Here is a 16,936-nt window from a genome sequence, read left to right as displayed (position 1 = left end):
TCCGGTTCAGTGCAGGGCGGCGCCGGGTGACCCGGCGCCGCCGTCGTGCTGAAACGTGCTGTGTCCGACGGTTCAGTCGTTCTCGATGTTGAACGTCCAGAGCGCCAGGGTGTGGCCCGCATGCCGCAGCGTCACCTGGGCGGCGCCGTCATGGAAGGTTCCGCGGACCACCAGCTCGGCCTGCGAACCGGCGGCGACCGTGACGGTGGAGGCTCCCACCGGAGTCAGGGCCACGGTGCGGCCGCGCTGGTCGCGGGAGGTCAGCTCCTCGGCGCCGAGGGTCGCGGATCCGGCGACGGCCTTCACCCGCAGGGTGATGGTGCCCTCGATCGGGATGTCGGGCGCGGCGGTGGGATGCGATGTGGGCACCGGGACGGGCGCCGTGTCCGGACCCAGGGCCGTGAGGATCACCGTCGCGCCGTCCGGCAGGGTCGCGGAGACCGGGGCGCCGATGGCCAGGACCGCGCCGTGGCTCGCATTCGCGCTCGCGGTGGGCTCGACACTGGGGGCAGAGGGGATGGGAACCGCTCCGAGCGACTGCACCACGGCCTGCGCCGAATCCTCGGCTGACGGGGACTCGGACGGGGACGGCGACGCCGGCGCGCTGCACGCGGCGAGCGAAGTCGCCAGGGCTGCGGCGAGGACGAGGGAGGAGAGGAGGGGGCGGGAGCGCACGGGGCGGGCCTTTCTGGAGTTCTGGATCGGCAGGGATCGCTGAGGAGGGACTGAGATCGCTGCGCAGGGCAGTGAGGTCGGACCCTCCCCAGCGAGTTCCCGGAGGGGAGGTGGAGGACGACGGCGGCCGGCCCGCAGGTGCGGCCGTGTGCCGGCCGATCCGATGGAGTCAGCGGCGCGGCCGCCGTCGTCGGGGGCGGGCCAGTCCGGGTCAGTGCTTGGCGTAGACGCTGCCGGCCGGGATGACGGGGACGCCCGTGTCCTTCACTCCGGCCACGGCCGGGTACGTGATGGCACCGGACGGGGTCGGCTGCAGGGCCTTGCCGGACGGGTTGTTGTAGACGTCGCCGCCGAAGGGGCGGAGGCCGTCCGCCCCGGCATAGCCGAGGTGGCCGCGGCCGTCCGTGCCGCCGTCGTGGACTCCGAAGAGGTCCTCCATGCTGCGCAGCCAGCTGTAGTGGTTGTACGGCTGGTTGCTGACCGAACCCGGCTTGATGAAGCGGGAGATCATCACGGCGCCGGTGATGCCGCCTCCCGGGGTGGTGTCCTGGTTGAAGGCCTGGAAGCCGGGCTGGCTGGTGTTCGGGCCGGGAAGTTCGTTGCAGCAGGCCACCACGGACTGGCCGGTGTTGGCCTCGGCCTGGGCGGAGGCGCCGGTGCCGGAGTCGGTGCCCATGGCGGGGCCGCTGTTGTTGCCCCACGGGCCGGTCTGGGTGCCGAGGTCGGCGATGGAGTTGCCGTACATCTTGTAGGGCGGCATGGCCTCATCGAAGATGATCTGGATCAGGCCGTCCTGCTGGAACGCGGGGGAGTTCATGATCATCGGGACGTACTTCTTGAGGAAGTTGTCCGAGGCGTAGAGGCCGCCCTGCCGGCTGGCCGGATCGCCGCTCATGTTCTGGCCGGGACCCTTGCAGGTGGCGTCGTGCGCATCGGAGCAGTTGCCCGGGGTGATCCAGTTGAACTTCGGCGTGGTGCGGACGGACTTCAGGTCCTCCTCCAGACCGGTGATGGCGGGGTGGCCCGGGGTGGCGTGGTAACCGGTCAGCGGGACCACGTTCTTGCAGTCCTGCGGGTTGTCGATCACCGAATGGAACCAGGCGGTGGGGTTGTGCTTGGCCACGTACTGGTCCGTGGCGGTCGCGCCGGAGGGGTCCTTCACGCCCGCGCCGGACGGGTCGCCCGGGATGCCGCAGCGGTAGACGTCCTCACGCCCCGCGTCGTTGCCCATGTCCTGCATGTAGGCCTTCCAGCTGACGTGCTTGTCGTCGAGCTGGTTGAACAGGGTCTTGGTGGAGGCCGGGTAGACGCAGCCCGTCGAGGCGAGGACCTGGCCGTCCGCCGCGGGGGTGCCCGGCGAGACGTCCGTGTACTGGGGGCAGTCGTTCTGGTTGTCCGGGGCGGGCGACTGTCCGCCGACCAGGCTGATGTAGTTGTCCAGGCTGAAGTGGCCCGTGCCGTAGTACTGGGTCAGCAGTGCGCCGTAGGACGGGAGGGTCTTCCAGAGGTAGTCGTTCTGGTTCAGGCCGGTGAAGGTGGCTTCGTAGGACTTGTTCTCGAGGATGATGGTCCAGACGTGGCCGATCTTCGAGGCCCCGTTCCGGTCTCCGCCGTGGTGATCCTGGGAATTCTGGCCCTGGGAATCCTGGTCGGAGGTGTTCGGTCCGGCGGTGGCGGCGGTGATGCCGGTCAGCAGGGAGGCGCTCAGGGCGCCCGCGGCCAGGACTCCGGCCAGGGTCTTCCCGGCGCGGCTGGTGATCCGCAGTTTCATGCTTGCTCCAAAGTTCGCGATGACAGCGTGAATGCCCCAGCCCCCGTGCGAATGACGGGACGATTCTAGGATTCGTGCGCGTCCTGCGGCGGAGACTTCGGTGAATCGTCGATGGAGGGTGGGTTAACTCTCGGTGCGGCGGCGTGAGGCGGACGACGCCGGGTCCCGCTCGCCGTCGTCGTCACCGCTCATGCTGCGAGCGGGCTCCCTTGGTGACGCCGGGCGCCGCAGTCGTGGAGCCCGGCGTCGATAAGGGAGCCCAGGCGGACCACGACGGCGGCAGGGCCAGGCACTCTCAGGCGGCGCCGCGCGGGGCGAACATGATCACGGCGACGCCCGCCAGGCAGATGAAGGCGCCGATCAGATCCCAGCGGTCGGGACGGAATCCGTCCACCAGGACTCCCCAGGCCAGCGAGCCCGCCACGAACACCCCGCCGTACGCGGCCAGGATCCGCCCGAAATGCGCGTCGGGCTGCAGGGTGGCGATGAAGCCGTAGATCCCCAGGGCGATCACGCCGAGACCGGCCCACCACCAGCCCTTGCCCTCGCGGACGGCCTGCCAGATCAGCCAGGCGCCGCCGATCTCCGCGATGGCGGAGAGGGCGAACAGGAGGACCGACTTGAGGATGCTCATGGGTCCATCATTCCGGCTCGGGATTCCAGCTGTCCTCCAGGACGCCGGGCCCCGGGACCACGTGTCCCGTGGCGGTGCCGTCCGGTCCGAGCATGAAGCCCACGCGCTTGGCGCTGCGCAGCATGACGGTGCTCTGCACGAGCTCGATCTGCGGGAGCCGTTCCTGGAGGGTCAGTTCGGCGGTGAGGACGTCGGCCACGGTGCGGAGCCACATCATGATGATGAAATTGGTCCGGCCCGTCGTGGAGGCGGCGAGGCGGACATTCCGCAGCCCGCTGAGCGCCGTGGCCACCTGAGCGTGCTGCCCGGCCGGGGCTTTGGCGAGCCAGCGGCAGGCGACCGGGTATCCGGCGGGGCCCTGGGCGACTTCGCAGCGGAAGGTGAGGAGATCGCTGCCCAGGATCTTCGCGAGCTGACGGTGCACGGTGGCCGGACTCCGGCCGAGGGCGCGGGCCATGTCGGCGATGCTGGCCCGTCCGTTGAGCGCCAGAAAGGGCAAGAGGTCCAAGGCGGCGTCCGGGACCGGTCCGGGGTGCGGTTCGACCGCTCCGAGCCGGGTGAAGGCGGCGATCTCCTCGCGGTCGAGAGCGGCGAGCCGCCACGAGTGTCCCCCGGAGTGCAGTCGGGTGCAGAGTTCGCTGTGCACATTCAGGACACCTGGCGCCGAGGCGACCTGGGGCAGGATGCGTTCCGTGCACTCGGCGAGCGACGGCGCCAGGACGGTGAGCGTGAGGTCGGGGTTGCCGGTGGCCACGTCGATGGTGGCCACTTCGGGGATCGCAGCCAGGGCCGTCTGGGCCTGTTCGCGGAGCCCAGGCTCACACTCGATGTCCGCGAAAGCGAGAATCATGACGGACGGGTCGCCCGCGAGGTGCGCCGTGATCCAGGCCCTTCCCGACGCTCGCAGACGCTCCCAGCGGCGCGCCAGAGTGGCGGGGTGGGAACCCAGGATCCGGGCGGCGTCGAGCCAGGAGACGCGGGGCGCGATCTGGAGGGCGTGCAGGAGGCGCAGGTCCTCCTCGGACAGCTCGACGGCGGGGGCTCCCAAGGGATGAAAACCCGGCAGTGGATGAAAACGCTGTTGAGGCACGCTCATCTGAAAAATTGTTGCACCTGGGCATCCGGACTGGAAGAGAAGCGCACACTCTTCATACGCCGGACTATGGCGTGAATCACACTCGAGGAGGCGCTGCATGGCCATCACGGACGACGCACGAGGACTGCACGATCAGCTCATCCAGTGGAGGCACGCGTTCCACCAGGCGCCGGAGATCGGCCTGGAGCTGCCCCGCACTCAGGAGAAGGTCCTGGCGGCGCTGGACGGGCTGGGTTTGGAGGTCTCCACCGGTACGGACACCACCTCGGTCACCGCGGTCCTGCGCGGCACGGTGGACGCCACCGGAGCGGGGGACCGGCCCGCCGTCCTGCTCCGGGCGGACATGGATGCCCTTCCGGTCCAGGAGCGCACGGGCGTCGGGTACACCTCGAGGATCGACGGCGCCATGCACGCCTGCGGCCACGATCTCCACACGGCCATGCTCCTGGGAGCCGCCACCCTCCTGGCGGACGGACGCCACCGGATCGCCGGCGACGTCGTCTTCATGTTCCAGCCCGGCGAGGAGGGTTACGACGGCGCCTCCGTCATGGTGCGCGAAGGTGTCCTGGACGCCGCAGGCCGCCGGGTGGATGCCGCGTTCGGCATGCACGTCTTCTCCTCGCTCGAACCGCACGGCCGCTTCGTCACCCGCCCGGGTGTCATGATGAGCGCCTCGGACGGCCTGTTCGTCCGTGTCCTCGGGGCGGGCGGGCACGGTTCCGCCCCGCACGCCGCGAAGGACCCGGTCACCGTGACCGCGGAGATGATCCTGGCGCTGCAGACCATGGTCACGCGCCAGTTCGACATGTTCGACCCCACGGTCCTCACGGTGGGCCGTCTGGCTGCCGGGACCAAGCGCAACGTCATCCCGGACACCGCCGAGTTCGACGCCACCATCCGCACCTTCTCCGAAGCGAACCGGGAGCGCATGCAGACCGCCATCCCGCGTCTGCTGGAGGGCATCGCCCACGCCCACGGCCTGGAGGTGGAGGTCACCTACATCCCCGAGTACCCGCTGACCATCACCGACACCGCCGAGACCGAGTTCGCGGAGGCCACCATCGCCGAGCTCTTCGACGGCCGCCATTCCCGGCTGGCCCAGCCGCTCAGCGGTTCCGAGGACTTCTCCCGCGTGCTCGCGGAGGTGCCGGGCAGCTTCGTCGGGCTCAGCGCGGTGCCGGAGGGCGTGGACCCGGCCACGAGCGCGTTCAACCACTCCCCGTACGCGACGTTCGACGACGCGGTCCTCGCCGACGGAGCCGCCGTCTACGCGCAGCTCGCCCTTTCCAAAACCGCCCAGTTGAGCGCGGCCCAGTTGAGCGCGGCGCCGTTGAGTGCCGCCCCGTTGAGCACCGCCCAGCCGGCCGTTCGCTGACCCCCCCAGGAACCGAGGAGACCGCCATGACAGCCAGCACCCACTCCCCAGCCGCCGCGGTCGACGCGAGCCGGCCTTCCGCGCGTCGTACGCTCATCAGCACCGGCATCGGCAACGCCGCAGAGTGGTACGACTGGGCGATCTACGCGACGTTCGCCCCGTACTTCTCCAAGCAGCTCTTCAACCCCGCCGACCCCACCTCGGCCATCTTGTCGACGCTGGCGATCTTCGCTGTCGGCTTCGTGGCGCGTCCGTTCGGCGGGGTGGTGTTCGGCTGGATCGGGGACCGCTTCGGCCGGAAGAACGCCATGACCATGACCGTGGCGATGGCCGCCGTCGGCAGTCTGCTGATCGGCATCGCGCCCACCTTCGCCGCCGTGGGCGCGTTCGCCTCGCTCCTGCTGCTGGTGGCCCGCCTGATCCAGGGCCTGGCGCATGGCGGCGAGCTCCCGTCGTCGCAGACGTATCTGGCGGAGATGGCTCCACGGGAGAAACGCGGTTTCTGGGCCACGCTCATCTACTTCTCCGGCACTTTGGGGAACATGCTCGGCGCGCTGCTGGGCGCCATCCTCGCGGCGCTGCTGCCCAAGGCGGACATGGCGGCATGGGGCTGGCGTCTGCCGTTCATCCTCGGCGCTCTCATGGGCCTGTACGGCCTGGTGATGCGGGCGCGGATGCCGGAGACCGAGGCTTTCGAGGAGCTCAAGACCGGGAACGCGACGCGCGAGCAGGGCTTCGGCGCGCTCATGCGGGACATCGTGGCACACCGCAAGCAGGCGGCCCAGGTGATCGGCATGACCCTGGGCCTGACGGTCATCTACTACGTGTGGGCGATCGTCGCCCCGACCTACGCCGCCACGAGCCTCAAACTGGACCCGGGGCAGGCCCTCTGGGCCGGATTCGCCGCCAACGTGGTGTTCCTGGCGGCGCTGCCGTTCTGGGGCAGGCTGAGCGACCGGATCGGCCGCAAGCCGGTGCTGATCATCGGTGGCGTGGGGTGCGCGCTGCTGCACTTCCCCATGACGTGGTTCCTGCGGGACTCGGTGTGGCAGCTCTTCGTCTCGATGGCCGTCATGCTCGTGTTCATCGCCGCCGGGGCCGCGATCGCCCCCGCCGTGTACGCGGAGCTGTTCCCGGCCAAGGTCCGCACCGCGGGTGTGGGCATCCCGTACGCCCTGGCGGTCGCGGCGTTCGGTGGCACGGCGCCGTACCTCCAGACCCTGTTCACGGACGTGGTGAAGCAGCCGTGGATGTTCAACGCCTACGCGGTCACGCTGATCGTCATCTCGATCCTGGTGGTCCTGCGGCTCCCGGAGACCCGGGGCAAGGACCTCAGCAGCTGAAACACTGCGGGGTCACTGCCGGGCGGGTGCGTTCACGCCCGCCCGGCAGTGCCTCAGGCGTTGGGCTCTTCCTCCGCCTCGAGGGCTTCGTCCGTGTCGGAGAACGAATCGTCCGTCTCGGTCGCGTCCTCGGCCAGTTCGGCTTCGCGCCGGGAGACCTCCGCCACTTCTTCTGCGTGTTCTTCTTCGCGCTTCTTGCTTCCGAACATGAGGATCCTTTCTCTCCGGCCCATCGGGGGTGATGCGCTGGGACCACCGTACCCCGGAGGCTGTCACACGGGGTTGAGGGGGTGAGGTCAGTGCCGCCGACGGCGGGCCTGGAAGGCGATCACGACACCGGCGACGAGGAGGAACCCGCCGGTCGCAGGCACGAAAGCGGACAGGTTCAGGCCCGTTGACGCGAGCTCGCCGGTGCTGGTGTGACCGGCGACGGGAACCGTGGTGTGGGTGCTCGTGGCCTGTGGAGCGGCGGGAGTGGACGCAGGGGTCACCGGCGTGCCCGGCGAGGCGGGCGGCGTCGTCGGCGGGGTGATCGGGGTCCACGACGTCGGTGGCGTGCCGGGCGTGGCCGGCTGAAGCGGGACCATGGGGGTGCTGGGAGTTGCCGGGGTGATCGGGGTCCACGGGGTGCTCGGCGGGGTTGTCGGGGTGGCTGGTTCCAGGGGGACCATAGGGGTCACCGGTGTGGCCGGCTGAAGCGGGACTGAAGGAGTGCTGGGTGTGGCGGGCGGCGTTGTCGGCGGGACCGGTGTTTCCGGAGTGCAGTCGAAGACGGGAGCCCCGGTCCAGGGGTAGTTGTGGCTTTCGTTCCCCGTGCCGTGGGTGGTGATGTCGTGGCCGACATAGAGACGCCCGTTGGTGCTTGCTGTCAGATCCGCGGACGCCGCGGGCGCCAGGATGGAGCCCAGGAAGTTGCCGCCACCACCGAGGGCGAGCGAGGGGGTCTGGGTGAAGTTGTAGAGGATCCTTGAGGAGGCCTCCCCGAAGTACTTCGAGGAGTACAGGTCCGCCTGTTCACCCTTGTATCCGACGGCGAGGGGATCGATGGAGACGGCATCCGTGCCGGTGACGTTGACCGCGATCGACGCGTCGGCGGGGATCGATTTGTCGAAGACGAAGACGGAGGCGTCTTTGAGATCGGCGGTGGTGAGGGTGAAGACCTGGACGTTGCCGTGGCTCGGGGCGGTGCTGGTGAACGTGATCGTGCCGTTATTGTTCACGGCCTTCCCCGTAGGAGTGAGGGCCGCGAGGTCGGCTGATTCCTTGATCATGGTCTGATCGAAGGTGGCGAACGGTGAGAGCGCCTGGCCGGCACCCATCTCGGTCGCCACCTCGCCGCCATTGGTGGTGAGCGTTCCCTGTTCGTCGAGGACCCCGCCCACGTGAACCGCTCCGCCGTACTTCGGGCCGTCGGTCAGGCCATGCCCCACGTCCACGGTGGTTCCTGAGTCGATCAGCATGCCGCCGCCGACGGCGAGCATGGTCTCGCCCGGGGTGGGGATGATTCCGGAGCCCGCGCCCACCCTGCCGACGTTGAAGATCCCGCCGGGAATCTTGTGGAAACGGGCTTCGCCTTTGATGACCAGCAGGCCTTCCGCTTCTGCGGCGGAGCCGGTCACGGTGTAGTCTCCGCCGGCGAACAGGGCGACGTTGTTGTCGGTGAAGCCCGGTTCGTTGACGATGCCCGGCATGCCGTCACGGGGAGCGCACGAGGCCGACTGGGCGGCGGCCAGCGCATTCGGCGCGGCTGCGAGGGCGAGGGTGGCGGACGAAAGCAGCGCGGCGGCGCACACGGCGCCCAGGCGTTTCCGGTTCATGGATTCCTTCTGATTCAGGCAGTCCTTGTCACGGCCTGAGCAACGACGTGTGACAGGAGCAATGCACGACCAAGTGATGGGCCTGACGCTCGGGAACTTCGGGGAATGGCCGGAGAAACCTGGCCCCGGATCGAGCGCCTCGCTGAATCTAGAGAGCACTCTGGAATTCATTCCAGTCACAGACGTGTTGCGAATCAGGCGGCCCAGGCGACGGCTCCGATCACCGGGCGTGCTCCGGCGGGTTCTCAGGGCGCGTCGCGGCCTAGGCTTAGGTCCATGCAGGAGATCGCCGCCACCCTCATTCAGCAGCTCGGACCGGACAAGGTCGCCACGGATCCCACCCTGGTCGAGGAATACAGCCAGGATCGCGCCCCTGATCGTCCGGAGGCGCCCGCGCTCGCAGTGGTTTTCGCAGGCTCCGCCGACGATGTCCAGACCACGGTCCGTGCCTGCGTCGCGGCCGGGGTGCGGGTGGTGCCGCGTGGTGCCGGGTCGGGTCTGTCCGGCGGGGCGCATGCGGTCAAGGACAGCGTGATCGTCAGTCTGGAACGGATGAACCGCATCCTGGACGTCCGCGCCGAGGACGAGGTTGCCGTCGTCGAGCCCGGCGTGGTGAACGCGGACCTCAACGCCGCCGCCGGGGAGCACGGTCTCATGTACGCTCCGGATCCCGCGAGCTTCACGTTCGCCACGATCGGCGGGAACATCGGGACCAACGCGGGCGGGCTGCGCTGCGCCAAGTACGGGGTGACCCGGGATTCTGTCCTGGCGCTCGACGTCGTGCTGGCCGACGGCGAGTTGGTCCGCCTCGGCCACTCGACCTTCAAGGGCGTGGCCGGGTATGACCTGGTGGCCCTCCTGGTGGGCTCGGAGGGGACGCTCGGCATCGTGGTGGGCGCGACCGTCCGGCTGCGGCACCTGCCGGTCAAGGTCGTGACGATCGCGGCCTTTTTCCCGGATCTTCCGTCTGCCGCGGCTGGTGTCCTGGCGGTCGGCCGGGCCAGGGTCCAGCCGGCCATCATGGAGCTGATGGACCGTGCTTCCATCGAGGACGCCGACGCCCTCAACGGCACGGCTTTCGCCGGCCGCGGCAGCGCGCTGCTCCTCATCCAGACCGACGGTTTCGGCGCGGACGCGGAGGCCGCCGTCGTCCGTGAGGTGCTGCGTCAGGCCGGTGGCGCCCTGGCCGACGACGGCGACTCGGACGCCGAGCGCTTCGTGCTGATCCGGCGCAACAACCGCGGGTCCGGGGCCGAGGACCGCTTGCGGGTGGGCGAGGACGTCGCGGTGCCGCGGTCGCTCCTGGTGGATTACGCGGCCGAACTGGAGCGGATCGCCGCCGAGTACCGGGTGGGGATGAAGCTTGTGGCCCACGCGGGGGACGGCAATCTGCACCCGACGTTCTGGGCCGAGCCCGTGCCTGGCGAGGAGGATGCGGCGGTGCTCGACCTGGAGAAGGCCCTGGATGAATCGGTGCGCGTGGCCCTGGCGATGGGTGGCACGATCACGGGCGAACACGGCATCGGCAGTTTCAAGCTCCGCTGGCTCGGCTGGGAGCAGTCCGAGCGCGTCCGGGAGCTGCAGCGCGGCATCAAGGACGTGTTCGATCCGCACGGGGTCCTCAATCCCGGCAAGGCCATCTGAGCACGCTTCTCCCTCCGATCGACTGCTCCATCCGATGCCGTTCCGCGCCGAAATCCCGCGATTCCGGCATCCTGTGGAGCAATCGATGCGGGGGCGATTCCTTGCCACCCCGGCGACGGGGTGCGAGGCTGGATCCATGAGCCAGGACGACAGTTTCCACACCGACGTGACCACCCGCAACAACCCCGAACTCCACCGCTACGAGGTGTTCGTGGGGGACAAGCTCGCGGGCTTCGCGCAGTACCGGCTCACTCCGGGGAAGGTGGATTTCGTGCACACGGAGGTGGCGCAGGAATTCAGCGGTCAGGGCCTGGCCGGAGTGCTCGCCCACTTCGCCATCGACGACGTGGTGGCGGCCGGGCAGCGCGTGGTTCCGCATTGCCCGTTCATCGCGGCGTATCTGAAGAAGCACCACGCCAACGACCAGTTCATCGACTGGCCGCAGGGCTGACGCTCCGTCCACGTGACGCCCGGCGCTTCCGGAGGCCGCGGTCGCCGTCGTCGGGAGCAGCTTTTCCGTCCCGCCCGAAAACCTGAGCTGCACCGTTCCTCAGGGGGATGATTTCCGCCCGGGACGCCGCCGATCCCTTGATTTTCCGGGGGAGCGGGCGGAGACTGCTGGGACGGCCCTGCCCACCCTTGTGGCCGGACGCGGCCGGTTCCTGGCATCGAACTCCCAAGGAGGCGTCACCATGGCAGAACATGAACCCACCCCCGCAGGACTCGACGGCGAGATCGTCCAGAAGATGACGGCGTCCCTGGACGGGCCCGCGGCGGTTCCGCAGATCTCCCTCAGTTCCTCGGTCGGGGGCGGGGACAGCGCCCGTCCGGTCTGGCCGGACGGCAACGGCAAGCACCGGCACCCCAAGGATCATTTCAGCAACCCTGGTCGTTCCAGCAACGCCGCCGGAGTGAACGCAGTCCACCGCACCAGCCGTCCGCAGATGCCGCACTCGCACTGAGGGGCTGGGGACGCCCCGTCGATGCCCTTCCTCGATCAGGGCGCCGGCTTCCGGGAGTCCTCGGTGATCGATGAATGAACCGCGGGGCCGGGACCAGGAAACATCTTCCTGGTCCCGGCCCCGCGGGTTTCCGCCGCGCTGCCTGGGGAACACTGCTCAGGGAGGCGCAACGGGGCGGCAGCCCGGAGCGGGATCGCTCAGCCGAGACCGAGGATCGCCAGCAATTCGGGATCCGTCAGAGGGGACTCGCCGGTCACAGGTCCGAAGACGGAGGCCATCCTTTCCTTCAGGGCATCGATGTGCTGCCGGTCCCGCATCCATGCGAGGAAGTCGAGAGGGTCTGTGTTGCCGTAACTGCTCAGCGGCTGCATCCCCGCGGGCGGGGTCAGGTCCTTGCGGGTCCTCCAGCCGCCGTAACTCGACTGGTACTCCTTGCTGGCCACATAGGCGAGGAAGAGTTTCCCGGCGTCCGTGTTGGGCGCGTCCCGGAAGACCGCGGCGCGCTGGGTCCAGCTGATGAACCAGTCCTTGCCGGGGATGTAGGACCGGGAGGGTTCGTTGGCACGGGCCGTGCGGCCGGTCAGATTGCCCAGGTACCCGCGAGTGCCCACCATGACCGCAGGCGCGGCCGTACCGCGCACGAAGTGCGGCTTCTGCGCTGCGAGCTGGTCCAGGAAATCCTCACCGTACTGCTTGATCATCTTGTCGTAGACGTAGAGCACCGCGTCATCGTCGTGGGGGAATGTCAGGATCAGGTGCTCCTTGTACTGCGGCTGGAGGAAGTCCGGGTAGGCGGAGGGGGAGCCATCCACTCCGTCCTTGGCGTACATGGGGAAGAACGCGTACATATTGGCGGCCAGGAAGGCTCCGTCCGGGTCTGCGTAGCCGGGGAACTGCTGACGCACGCCGAGGGGCTTGAAGGGCAGGAGCCGGTCCTGCGCCTTCCAGTTCTCGAAGTCGTGTGAGGTCTGGAGCATGGTCACGTCCGGGAGGACTCCGCCTTCGGCAATGCGCTTGTCGATCTCGACGTCGTGTTCCTTGGACAGGCGCACCTGGAGGGTGATCTCCAGATCCGGGAAACGCTTCTGCAGTTTGCCCTTGAGGGTGTCCTGCTGATTGGGGGCATCGCCGCCTGCCCAGATGGTGAGCTTACCGCCGGCCTGCAAGGCCTTCCGGTAGAGGTGTTCGAGTTCCGCGGTCTCCTGTGGCAGGGGCTGGGACCCCTCGGTGGCGGGACCGAGGCAGGACGCCGTTCCGGTGAGGGCCTGGCGCTTTCCTGCGGGGGCGGCTGCGTTGGCGGGGGCGGCAGCGCCTGCTGCCAGGCTGGTGATCGACAGGCCGCTGGCGGCCAGCAGCTGAAGGACTTGTCGGCGTTCCATGAGCACCTCGTTCTGTTCTGGGGAGAGCCTTGAGTGGTAGTTCACTCTCGGTAGACCCAAATGTAGGACATGGATTCTTGATGCTTCAAGTAATGTGTCGAATCCTTGCGGGCGCTCCGACTTGTCCGGATCGTCCCGCCACGCCGTTGAAAAACGGAAATCCCCGGTCTTCCGGACTTTCCCTGCCGCCGGAGCGGTGGGGATTGTCCAGAAGACCGGGGAGATCTGCCGTCCGCAGATGCCGCACTCGCACTAACGGACGGAAACACTGACCGGACGCGAAAACACCCCCGGTTCCGTGGACCACCCCCTGAAAAGTGAGAGGGCGAGCAACGGAACCGGGGGTGTTTTCGCGTCCCGGGACAGTCAGATCAGGGGATCAGACGGTGACGGCCTCCTGAGCCTGCCGTGCCTCGGCCTTGCGGGCCGCCGCCCCCTTCAGACCCACCACCGTGAAACCGGTGATGACGGCGCCGACCGCGATGGACAGGAGCCACAGGATGAAGTTGTCGAAGGCGAAGAAGACGAACACGCCGCCGTGCGGTGCGCGGGATCCGGCCGCGAAGGCCATCGAGAGAGCACCCGTCACGGCGCCGCCCAGCATGGAGGCCGGGATGACGCGCAGCGGGTCGGCCGCGGCGAACGGGATGGCGCCTTCGGAGATGAAGGACGCACCCAGGAGCCAGGCGGCCTTGCCGTTCTCATGCTCGGCGGCCGTGAACAGCTTCGGACGGAGCACCGTGGCGAGCGCCATGCCGAGCGGCGGGACCATGCCGGCGCCCATGACGGCGGCCATGATGAGGTACGGGCCGTGGTTGTCCGCGGTGCCGGCGCTCAGGCCGGCAGCTGCGAAGGAGTATGCCACCTTGTTGACCGGGCCACCCAGGTCGAAGCACATCATGAGGCCGAGGATGATGCCGAGCACGATCGCCGCGGCGCCGCTCATTCCGGACAGCCAGTTGTTCAGGGCGGTGGTCAGCCAGGCGATGGGGCCGCCGAGGACCACGAACATGAGGCCGGAGGCCACGATCGACGCGACGAGCGGGATGATCACCACGGGCATGAGGCCGCGCAGCCAGCGCGGGGCGGGACGCTGGCCGAGCCAGGACGCCGTGTATCCGGCGAGCAGACCGCCGACGATGCCGCCGAGGAAGCCGGCGCCCATGAAGCCGGCGACGGCGCCGACCACGAAACCGGGGGCGATGCCGGGCCGGTCGGCCAGGGCGTAGGCGATGTAGCCCGCCAGCGCCGGGACCAGGAAGCTCATGGACAGGGCGCCGATCTTGAACAGCACCGCGCCGAGGTATGCGCCCAGCGGGCCGAGCGCGTGGTCGCCGAACTCGGTCGGCAGGCTGAAGAGGTTGTTCTTCACCACGATCGTGTCGGCGAACTTCGTGATGTCGAAGCCACCCAGCAGGAAGCCGAGCGCGATCAGCAGACCGCCGCCGGCCACGAACGGGATCATGTAGGAGACACCGGTCAGGAGCGCGCGCTTGAGCTTGGCGCCGACGGACTCGCCGGCCGTGTCCGAATCGGAGGAGGACGAGGAACCGGTGGCCTTCACGCGGCGGGCATGGGGATCCTTTGCGGCGGCCAGGGCCTCCTCGATCATCTCCTTCGGCTCGTCGATGCCGCGCTTGACGGGCGACTGGATGACCGGCAGGCCGGCGAAGCGGTCCCTGTCGCGGACGTCGACGTCGACGGCGAAGATCACCGCCTCGGCGTTGGCGATCACCTCGGCCGGCAGCGGGGTGGCGCCCGCGGAGCCCTGGGTCTCCACCTGGACGTCCACGCCCATCTCCTTGCCTGCGGCTGCGAGAGCGTCGGCGGACATGTACGTGTGGGCGATGCCCGTGGGGCAGGCCGTCACGGCGACGATGCGGCGGGGACCTTCAGTGGCGGGAGCCTGCGACGGCGCTGAGGCCGACTGGGCCGCTGCGGCAGCTGCCGGTGCGGCCTTCGGCGCATCGCTCAGTGCGCCGTCGACCAGCGCCACGATCTCCTCCGGGCTGGCAGCGGCACGCAGGGCGGCCGTGAAGTCCTTTTTGATGAGGGAGCGGGCGAGCTTGGACAGGAGCTTGAGGTGCTCCTGGTCGGCGCCGGCCGGTGCGGCGATCAGGAAGATCAGGTCCGCTGGGCCGTCCTTGGCGCCGAACGGCACCGGGTTGGACAGGCGGGCCATGGCCAGCGCGGGTTCGGTGACGGCGTCGGTCTTGGCGTGCGGGATCGCGATGCCGCCGGGGATGCCGGTGGGCGTCTTCTCCTCGCGGGCCAGGGCGGAGGCGAAGAGACCCTCCTCCTCGGCGCGGCCCAGCGCGGCGACTTTGCCGGAAAGGGTGCGGATGACGTCGGCCGGGGAGGATCCCAGATCCGCGTCGAGGACCACGAGGTCCGGGGTGATCATCTGGCTCACAGGGAGTCCTTTGCTAGGGCCGTGACGGTCACGGCGTCGGGGGTGGTCTGGTCCAGGCCGGGGACGGTGGAACCGGGGAGGGAGGCGGCAGCGGCGCCATGGGCCACGGCCTGGGTGAGGCACTCGACGGCGGATCCACCGTTCTGGGCCAGCAGGAGGTACCCGGCCAGCGAGGAGTCCCCCGCGCCGACCGTGCTCACCGCCTGGATGGGCGCGTGGCGGGCGTGCCAGGCGCCGTCGGCGGTGACCAGCACCGCTCCGTTCGAGCCGAGCGTCGCGAGCACGGCTCCCACACCGCGCTCGACGACGGCGGTCGCGGCCCGGGCGGCGAGCACCGGGTCCGCTTCCAGCTCGTCTCCGCTGTGCTGCTCGCTGAAGCCCGCCAGGGCGGCCAGCTCGGCGAGCTCTTCGCCGTTGGGCTTGAGGAGGTCCGGCGCGGCATCGGCGCCGGCGTTGATGGCCTCCAGGAGCGGGGTCCCGGAGGAGTCGACGGCGATGCGCGGGGCGTCACTGCCGAGTTCGGTCCGGAGCCAGCGGGTCAGCTGCGCGTAGTAGTCGGCAGGGAAGCCGGGCGGCAGGGAACCGGCCAGGACCACCCAGGACGCGTCGCGGGATTCGTCGAGCAGGAGCGCGGTGAGGGAGTCCCGCTGGTCCGGGGTGAGTTGCGGGCCGGGTTCGTTCACTTTGGTGGTGGTGCCGTCGGGCTCGGTCAGCGTGATGTTGCTGCGCAGCGGGGCACCGATGGGCAGCGCGTGATGCGGGATCCCGGCGGAGGCGAGGCCCACGACCACGGGATCCGTGGGATCGCCGGGCAGGACGGCCACGGTCTTCAGGCCGGAGGCCGTGAGCGCGCGGGAGACGTTGACCCCCTTGCCTCCGGCTTCGCTCCGGACGGCCGTGGCCCGCTGGACCTCGCCCCGGGCGAGTGCCCCGGGGAGCTCCACGGTGCGGTCCAGGCTGGGATTGGCGGTGAGTGTGATGATCACGCCTGAATCACCTCTGCTTCTGCGGTTGAAAGGGCTTCGGCCAGTTCCGGGGAAGGTGCCCCGTCGGTGACCAGGGTGTCCACGTCCTCCAGGGCGGCGAAGCGGACCAGGGTTTCGGAGTCGAGTTTGCTGGCGTCGGCCAGGACGACCGTGCGGCGGGAGCTCTGGACGAACGCCGTCTTCACGGCGGCCTCCTCGGGATCCGGGGTGCTCAGCCCGAAGTCTGCGTGGATGCCGTTGGTGCCGATGAATGCGATGTCCGGGCGGACGGCGCGCAGCTCCGCTACGGTTCCGGCGCCGACGGCGGCCTGCGTCACCCCGCGGACTCTGCCGCCGAGGATGTGGAGCGCGACGCCGGGTGCGTTGGAGAGCGTGGCGGCGATCGGGATCGAGTTGGTGAGGACCAGGAGAGCCGGGGCGTCGTCGGCGCGCTGGGCGATCAGCCCGGCCAGGGCTTCGGTGGTGGTGCCGGCGTCGAGCACGATGCTGGCGGCGGAGGTGCGGGGGAGAAGCGCGTAGGCCGCGGCTGCGATCCGCTGCTTCTGCTCGGAATGGGTGGCGAGGCGTTCGGGGACGGAAGTTTCGGCGGTGCTGCCGCGTTCCACGGTGACGGCCCCACCATGCACCCGGCGCAGTTCGCCTTGTTCTTCGAGGAGGGCGAGGTCCCGGCGGACGGTCTCGGGGGTGATGGTGAATCGCTGGGCCAGTTCGGTGACCGTGACGCGACCGTGCGCGGTCAGGAGGTCGGCGATGGTGCTGTGCCGTTCTTCTGCGAACATGTCCGTCTCCCTTCCGCGCCATTGAGGTTGTGACAGTTGTCACAGCAATCTTTGATTGCTTG

Annotated in this window: 15 protein-coding genes; 5 read left to right on the top strand and 10 right to left on the bottom strand. The window is 69.3% G+C overall.

The features are described from left to right. Window positions 1-72 precede the first annotated feature (72 nt). The 4 genes from AB4Y75_RS11870 to AB4Y75_RS11855 form a co-directional block, all read right to left on the bottom strand. Window positions 73-675 (bottom strand): hypothetical protein, encoded by a 603-nt coding sequence (locus AB4Y75_RS11870; protein WP_441436088.1) that lies wholly within the window; start codon window positions 673-675, stop codon window positions 73-75. Window positions 676-886: 211 nt separating this feature from the next. Further along, window positions 887-2,446, bottom strand: a complete 1,560-nt coding sequence (locus AB4Y75_RS11865) for an alkaline phosphatase family protein (protein ID WP_441436087.1) — start codon at window positions 2,444-2,446, stop codon at window positions 887-889. A gap of 295 nt (window positions 2,447-2,741) precedes the next feature. Then, window positions 2,742-3,080, bottom strand: a complete 339-nt coding sequence (locus AB4Y75_RS11860) for a YnfA family protein (RefSeq protein WP_441436086.1) — start codon at window positions 3,078-3,080, stop codon at window positions 2,742-2,744. Between the two features lie 7 nt (window positions 3,081-3,087). Continuing rightward, on the bottom strand, window positions 3,088-4,176 hold the full coding sequence (locus tag AB4Y75_RS11855) for an Lrp/AsnC family transcriptional regulator (RefSeq protein WP_441436085.1): 1,089 nt from the start codon (window positions 4,174-4,176) through the stop codon (window positions 3,088-3,090). Between the two features lie 97 nt (window positions 4,177-4,273). Between AB4Y75_RS11855 and AB4Y75_RS11850 the strand changes: the two genes are divergently transcribed. Together AB4Y75_RS11850 and AB4Y75_RS11845 are read left to right on the top strand one after the other, a co-directional pair. Beyond that, on the top strand, window positions 4,274-5,551 hold the full coding sequence (locus AB4Y75_RS11850; protein ID WP_441436084.1) for a M20 metallopeptidase family protein: 1,278 nt from the start codon (window positions 4,274-4,276) through the stop codon (window positions 5,549-5,551). Window positions 5,552-5,577: 26 nt separating this feature from the next. Continuing rightward, entirely contained in the window at window positions 5,578-6,894 is a 1,317-nt protein-coding gene (locus AB4Y75_RS11845; RefSeq protein ID WP_441436083.1) for an MFS transporter, read from the top strand. Between the two features lie 53 nt (window positions 6,895-6,947). On the opposite strand, the gene AB4Y75_RS11840 is transcribed toward AB4Y75_RS11845, so the two are convergent. Continuing rightward, window positions 6,948-7,103, bottom strand: a complete 156-nt coding sequence (locus AB4Y75_RS11840; RefSeq protein WP_441436082.1) for a hypothetical protein — start codon at window positions 7,101-7,103, stop codon at window positions 6,948-6,950. A gap of 87 nt (window positions 7,104-7,190) precedes the next feature. Continuing rightward, window positions 7,191-8,711 carry a choice-of-anchor A family protein gene (locus AB4Y75_RS11835; RefSeq protein ID WP_441436081.1) on the bottom strand — a complete coding sequence of 507 codons (1,521 nt, stop codon included), beginning with the start codon at window positions 8,709-8,711 and terminating at the stop codon, window positions 7,191-7,193. A gap of 276 nt (window positions 8,712-8,987) precedes the next feature. Here AB4Y75_RS11835 and AB4Y75_RS11830 point away from each other — a divergent pair, with 276 nt between their 5' ends. The 3 genes from AB4Y75_RS11830 (at window position 8,988) to AB4Y75_RS11820 (ending at window position 11,317) form a co-directional block, all read left to right on the top strand. Then, window positions 8,988-10,355 (top strand): FAD-binding oxidoreductase, encoded by a 1,368-nt coding sequence (locus AB4Y75_RS11830; RefSeq protein ID WP_441436080.1) that lies wholly within the window; start codon window positions 8,988-8,990, stop codon window positions 10,353-10,355. Between the two features lie 136 nt (window positions 10,356-10,491). After that, window positions 10,492-10,806 carry a GNAT family N-acetyltransferase gene (locus AB4Y75_RS11825; RefSeq protein WP_441436079.1) on the top strand — a complete coding sequence of 105 codons (315 nt, stop codon included), beginning with the start codon at window positions 10,492-10,494 and terminating at the stop codon, window positions 10,804-10,806. 241 nt (window positions 10,807-11,047) lie between these two features. After that, entirely contained in the window at window positions 11,048-11,317 is a 270-nt protein-coding gene (locus tag AB4Y75_RS11820) for a hypothetical protein (protein ID WP_441436078.1), read from the top strand. Window positions 11,318-11,514: 197 nt separating this feature from the next. Here the strand turns inward: AB4Y75_RS11820 and AB4Y75_RS11815 are convergent, their stop codons facing one another. The 4 genes from AB4Y75_RS11815 to AB4Y75_RS11800 all read right to left on the bottom strand — a co-directional run bounded on the left by AB4Y75_RS11815 (window position 11,515) and on the right by AB4Y75_RS11800 (window position 16,874). Further along, the gene (locus AB4Y75_RS11815) at window positions 11,515-12,696 is read right to left on the bottom strand and encodes an ABC transporter substrate-binding protein (RefSeq protein ID WP_441436077.1); all 1,182 of its coding nucleotides are present in this window, start codon (window positions 12,694-12,696) and stop codon (window positions 11,515-11,517) included. 379 nt (window positions 12,697-13,075) lie between these two features. Further along, window positions 13,076-15,109, bottom strand: a complete 2,034-nt coding sequence (locus tag AB4Y75_RS11810) for a PTS fructose transporter subunit IIABC (protein ID WP_441436076.1) — start codon at window positions 15,107-15,109, stop codon at window positions 13,076-13,078. After that, on the bottom strand, window positions 15,106-16,095 hold the full coding sequence (locus AB4Y75_RS11805; protein WP_441436075.1) for a 1-phosphofructokinase family hexose kinase: 990 nt from the start codon (window positions 16,093-16,095) through the stop codon (window positions 15,106-15,108). The genes AB4Y75_RS11810 and AB4Y75_RS11805 overlap by 4 nt, the downstream gene beginning before the upstream one ends. Beyond that, entirely contained in the window at window positions 16,092-16,874 is a 783-nt protein-coding gene (locus AB4Y75_RS11800; protein ID WP_441436074.1) for a DeoR/GlpR family DNA-binding transcription regulator, read from the bottom strand. Before AB4Y75_RS11800 ends, AB4Y75_RS11805 begins: the two co-directional genes overlap by 4 nt. Window positions 16,875-16,936 lie beyond the last annotated feature (62 nt).

Source organism: Arthrobacter sp. RAF14, from assembly GCF_052114185.1.
Taxonomy (GTDB): Bacteria; Actinomycetota; Actinomycetes; order Actinomycetales; family Micrococcaceae; genus Arthrobacter_E.
The sequence above is the reverse complement of the archived record's forward strand: the minus strand, read 5'-3'. Positions and strand labels throughout refer to the sequence as shown.

Bases quoted from the DNA above. Each gene is read 5' to 3' on its own strand.
- AB4Y75_RS11865 (WP_441436087.1), bottom strand. From the start codon at position 2,446: ATGAAACTGCGGATCACCAGCCGCGCCGGGAAGACCCTGGCCGGAGTC.
- AB4Y75_RS11860 (WP_441436086.1), bottom strand. From the start codon at position 3,080: ATGAGCATCCTCAAGTCGGTCCTCCTGTTCGCCCTCTCCGCCATCGCG.
- AB4Y75_RS11855 (WP_441436085.1), bottom strand. From the start codon at position 4,176: ATGAGCGTGCCTCAACAGCGTTTTCATCCACTGCCGGGTTTTCATCCC.
- AB4Y75_RS11850 (WP_441436084.1), top strand. From the start codon at position 4,274: ATGGCCATCACGGACGACGCACGAGGACTGCACGATCAGCTCATCCAG.
- AB4Y75_RS11845 (WP_441436083.1), top strand. From the start codon at position 5,578: ATGACAGCCAGCACCCACTCCCCAGCCGCCGCGGTCGACGCGAGCCGG.
- AB4Y75_RS11840 (WP_441436082.1), bottom strand. From the start codon at position 7,103: ATGTTCGGAAGCAAGAAGCGCGAAGAAGAACACGCAGAAGAAGTGGCG.
- AB4Y75_RS11835 (WP_441436081.1), bottom strand. From the start codon at position 8,711: ATGAACCGGAAACGCCTGGGCGCCGTGTGCGCCGCCGCGCTGCTTTCG.
- AB4Y75_RS11830 (WP_441436080.1), top strand. From the start codon at position 8,988: ATGCAGGAGATCGCCGCCACCCTCATTCAGCAGCTCGGACCGGACAAG.
- AB4Y75_RS11825 (WP_441436079.1), top strand. From the start codon at position 10,492: ATGAGCCAGGACGACAGTTTCCACACCGACGTGACCACCCGCAACAAC.
- AB4Y75_RS11820 (WP_441436078.1), top strand. From the start codon at position 11,048: ATGGCAGAACATGAACCCACCCCCGCAGGACTCGACGGCGAGATCGTC.
- AB4Y75_RS11815 (WP_441436077.1), bottom strand. From the start codon at position 12,696: ATGGAACGCCGACAAGTCCTTCAGCTGCTGGCCGCCAGCGGCCTGTCG.
- AB4Y75_RS11800 (WP_441436074.1), bottom strand. From the start codon at position 16,874: ATGTTCGCAGAAGAACGGCACAGCACCATCGCCGACCTCCTGACCGCG.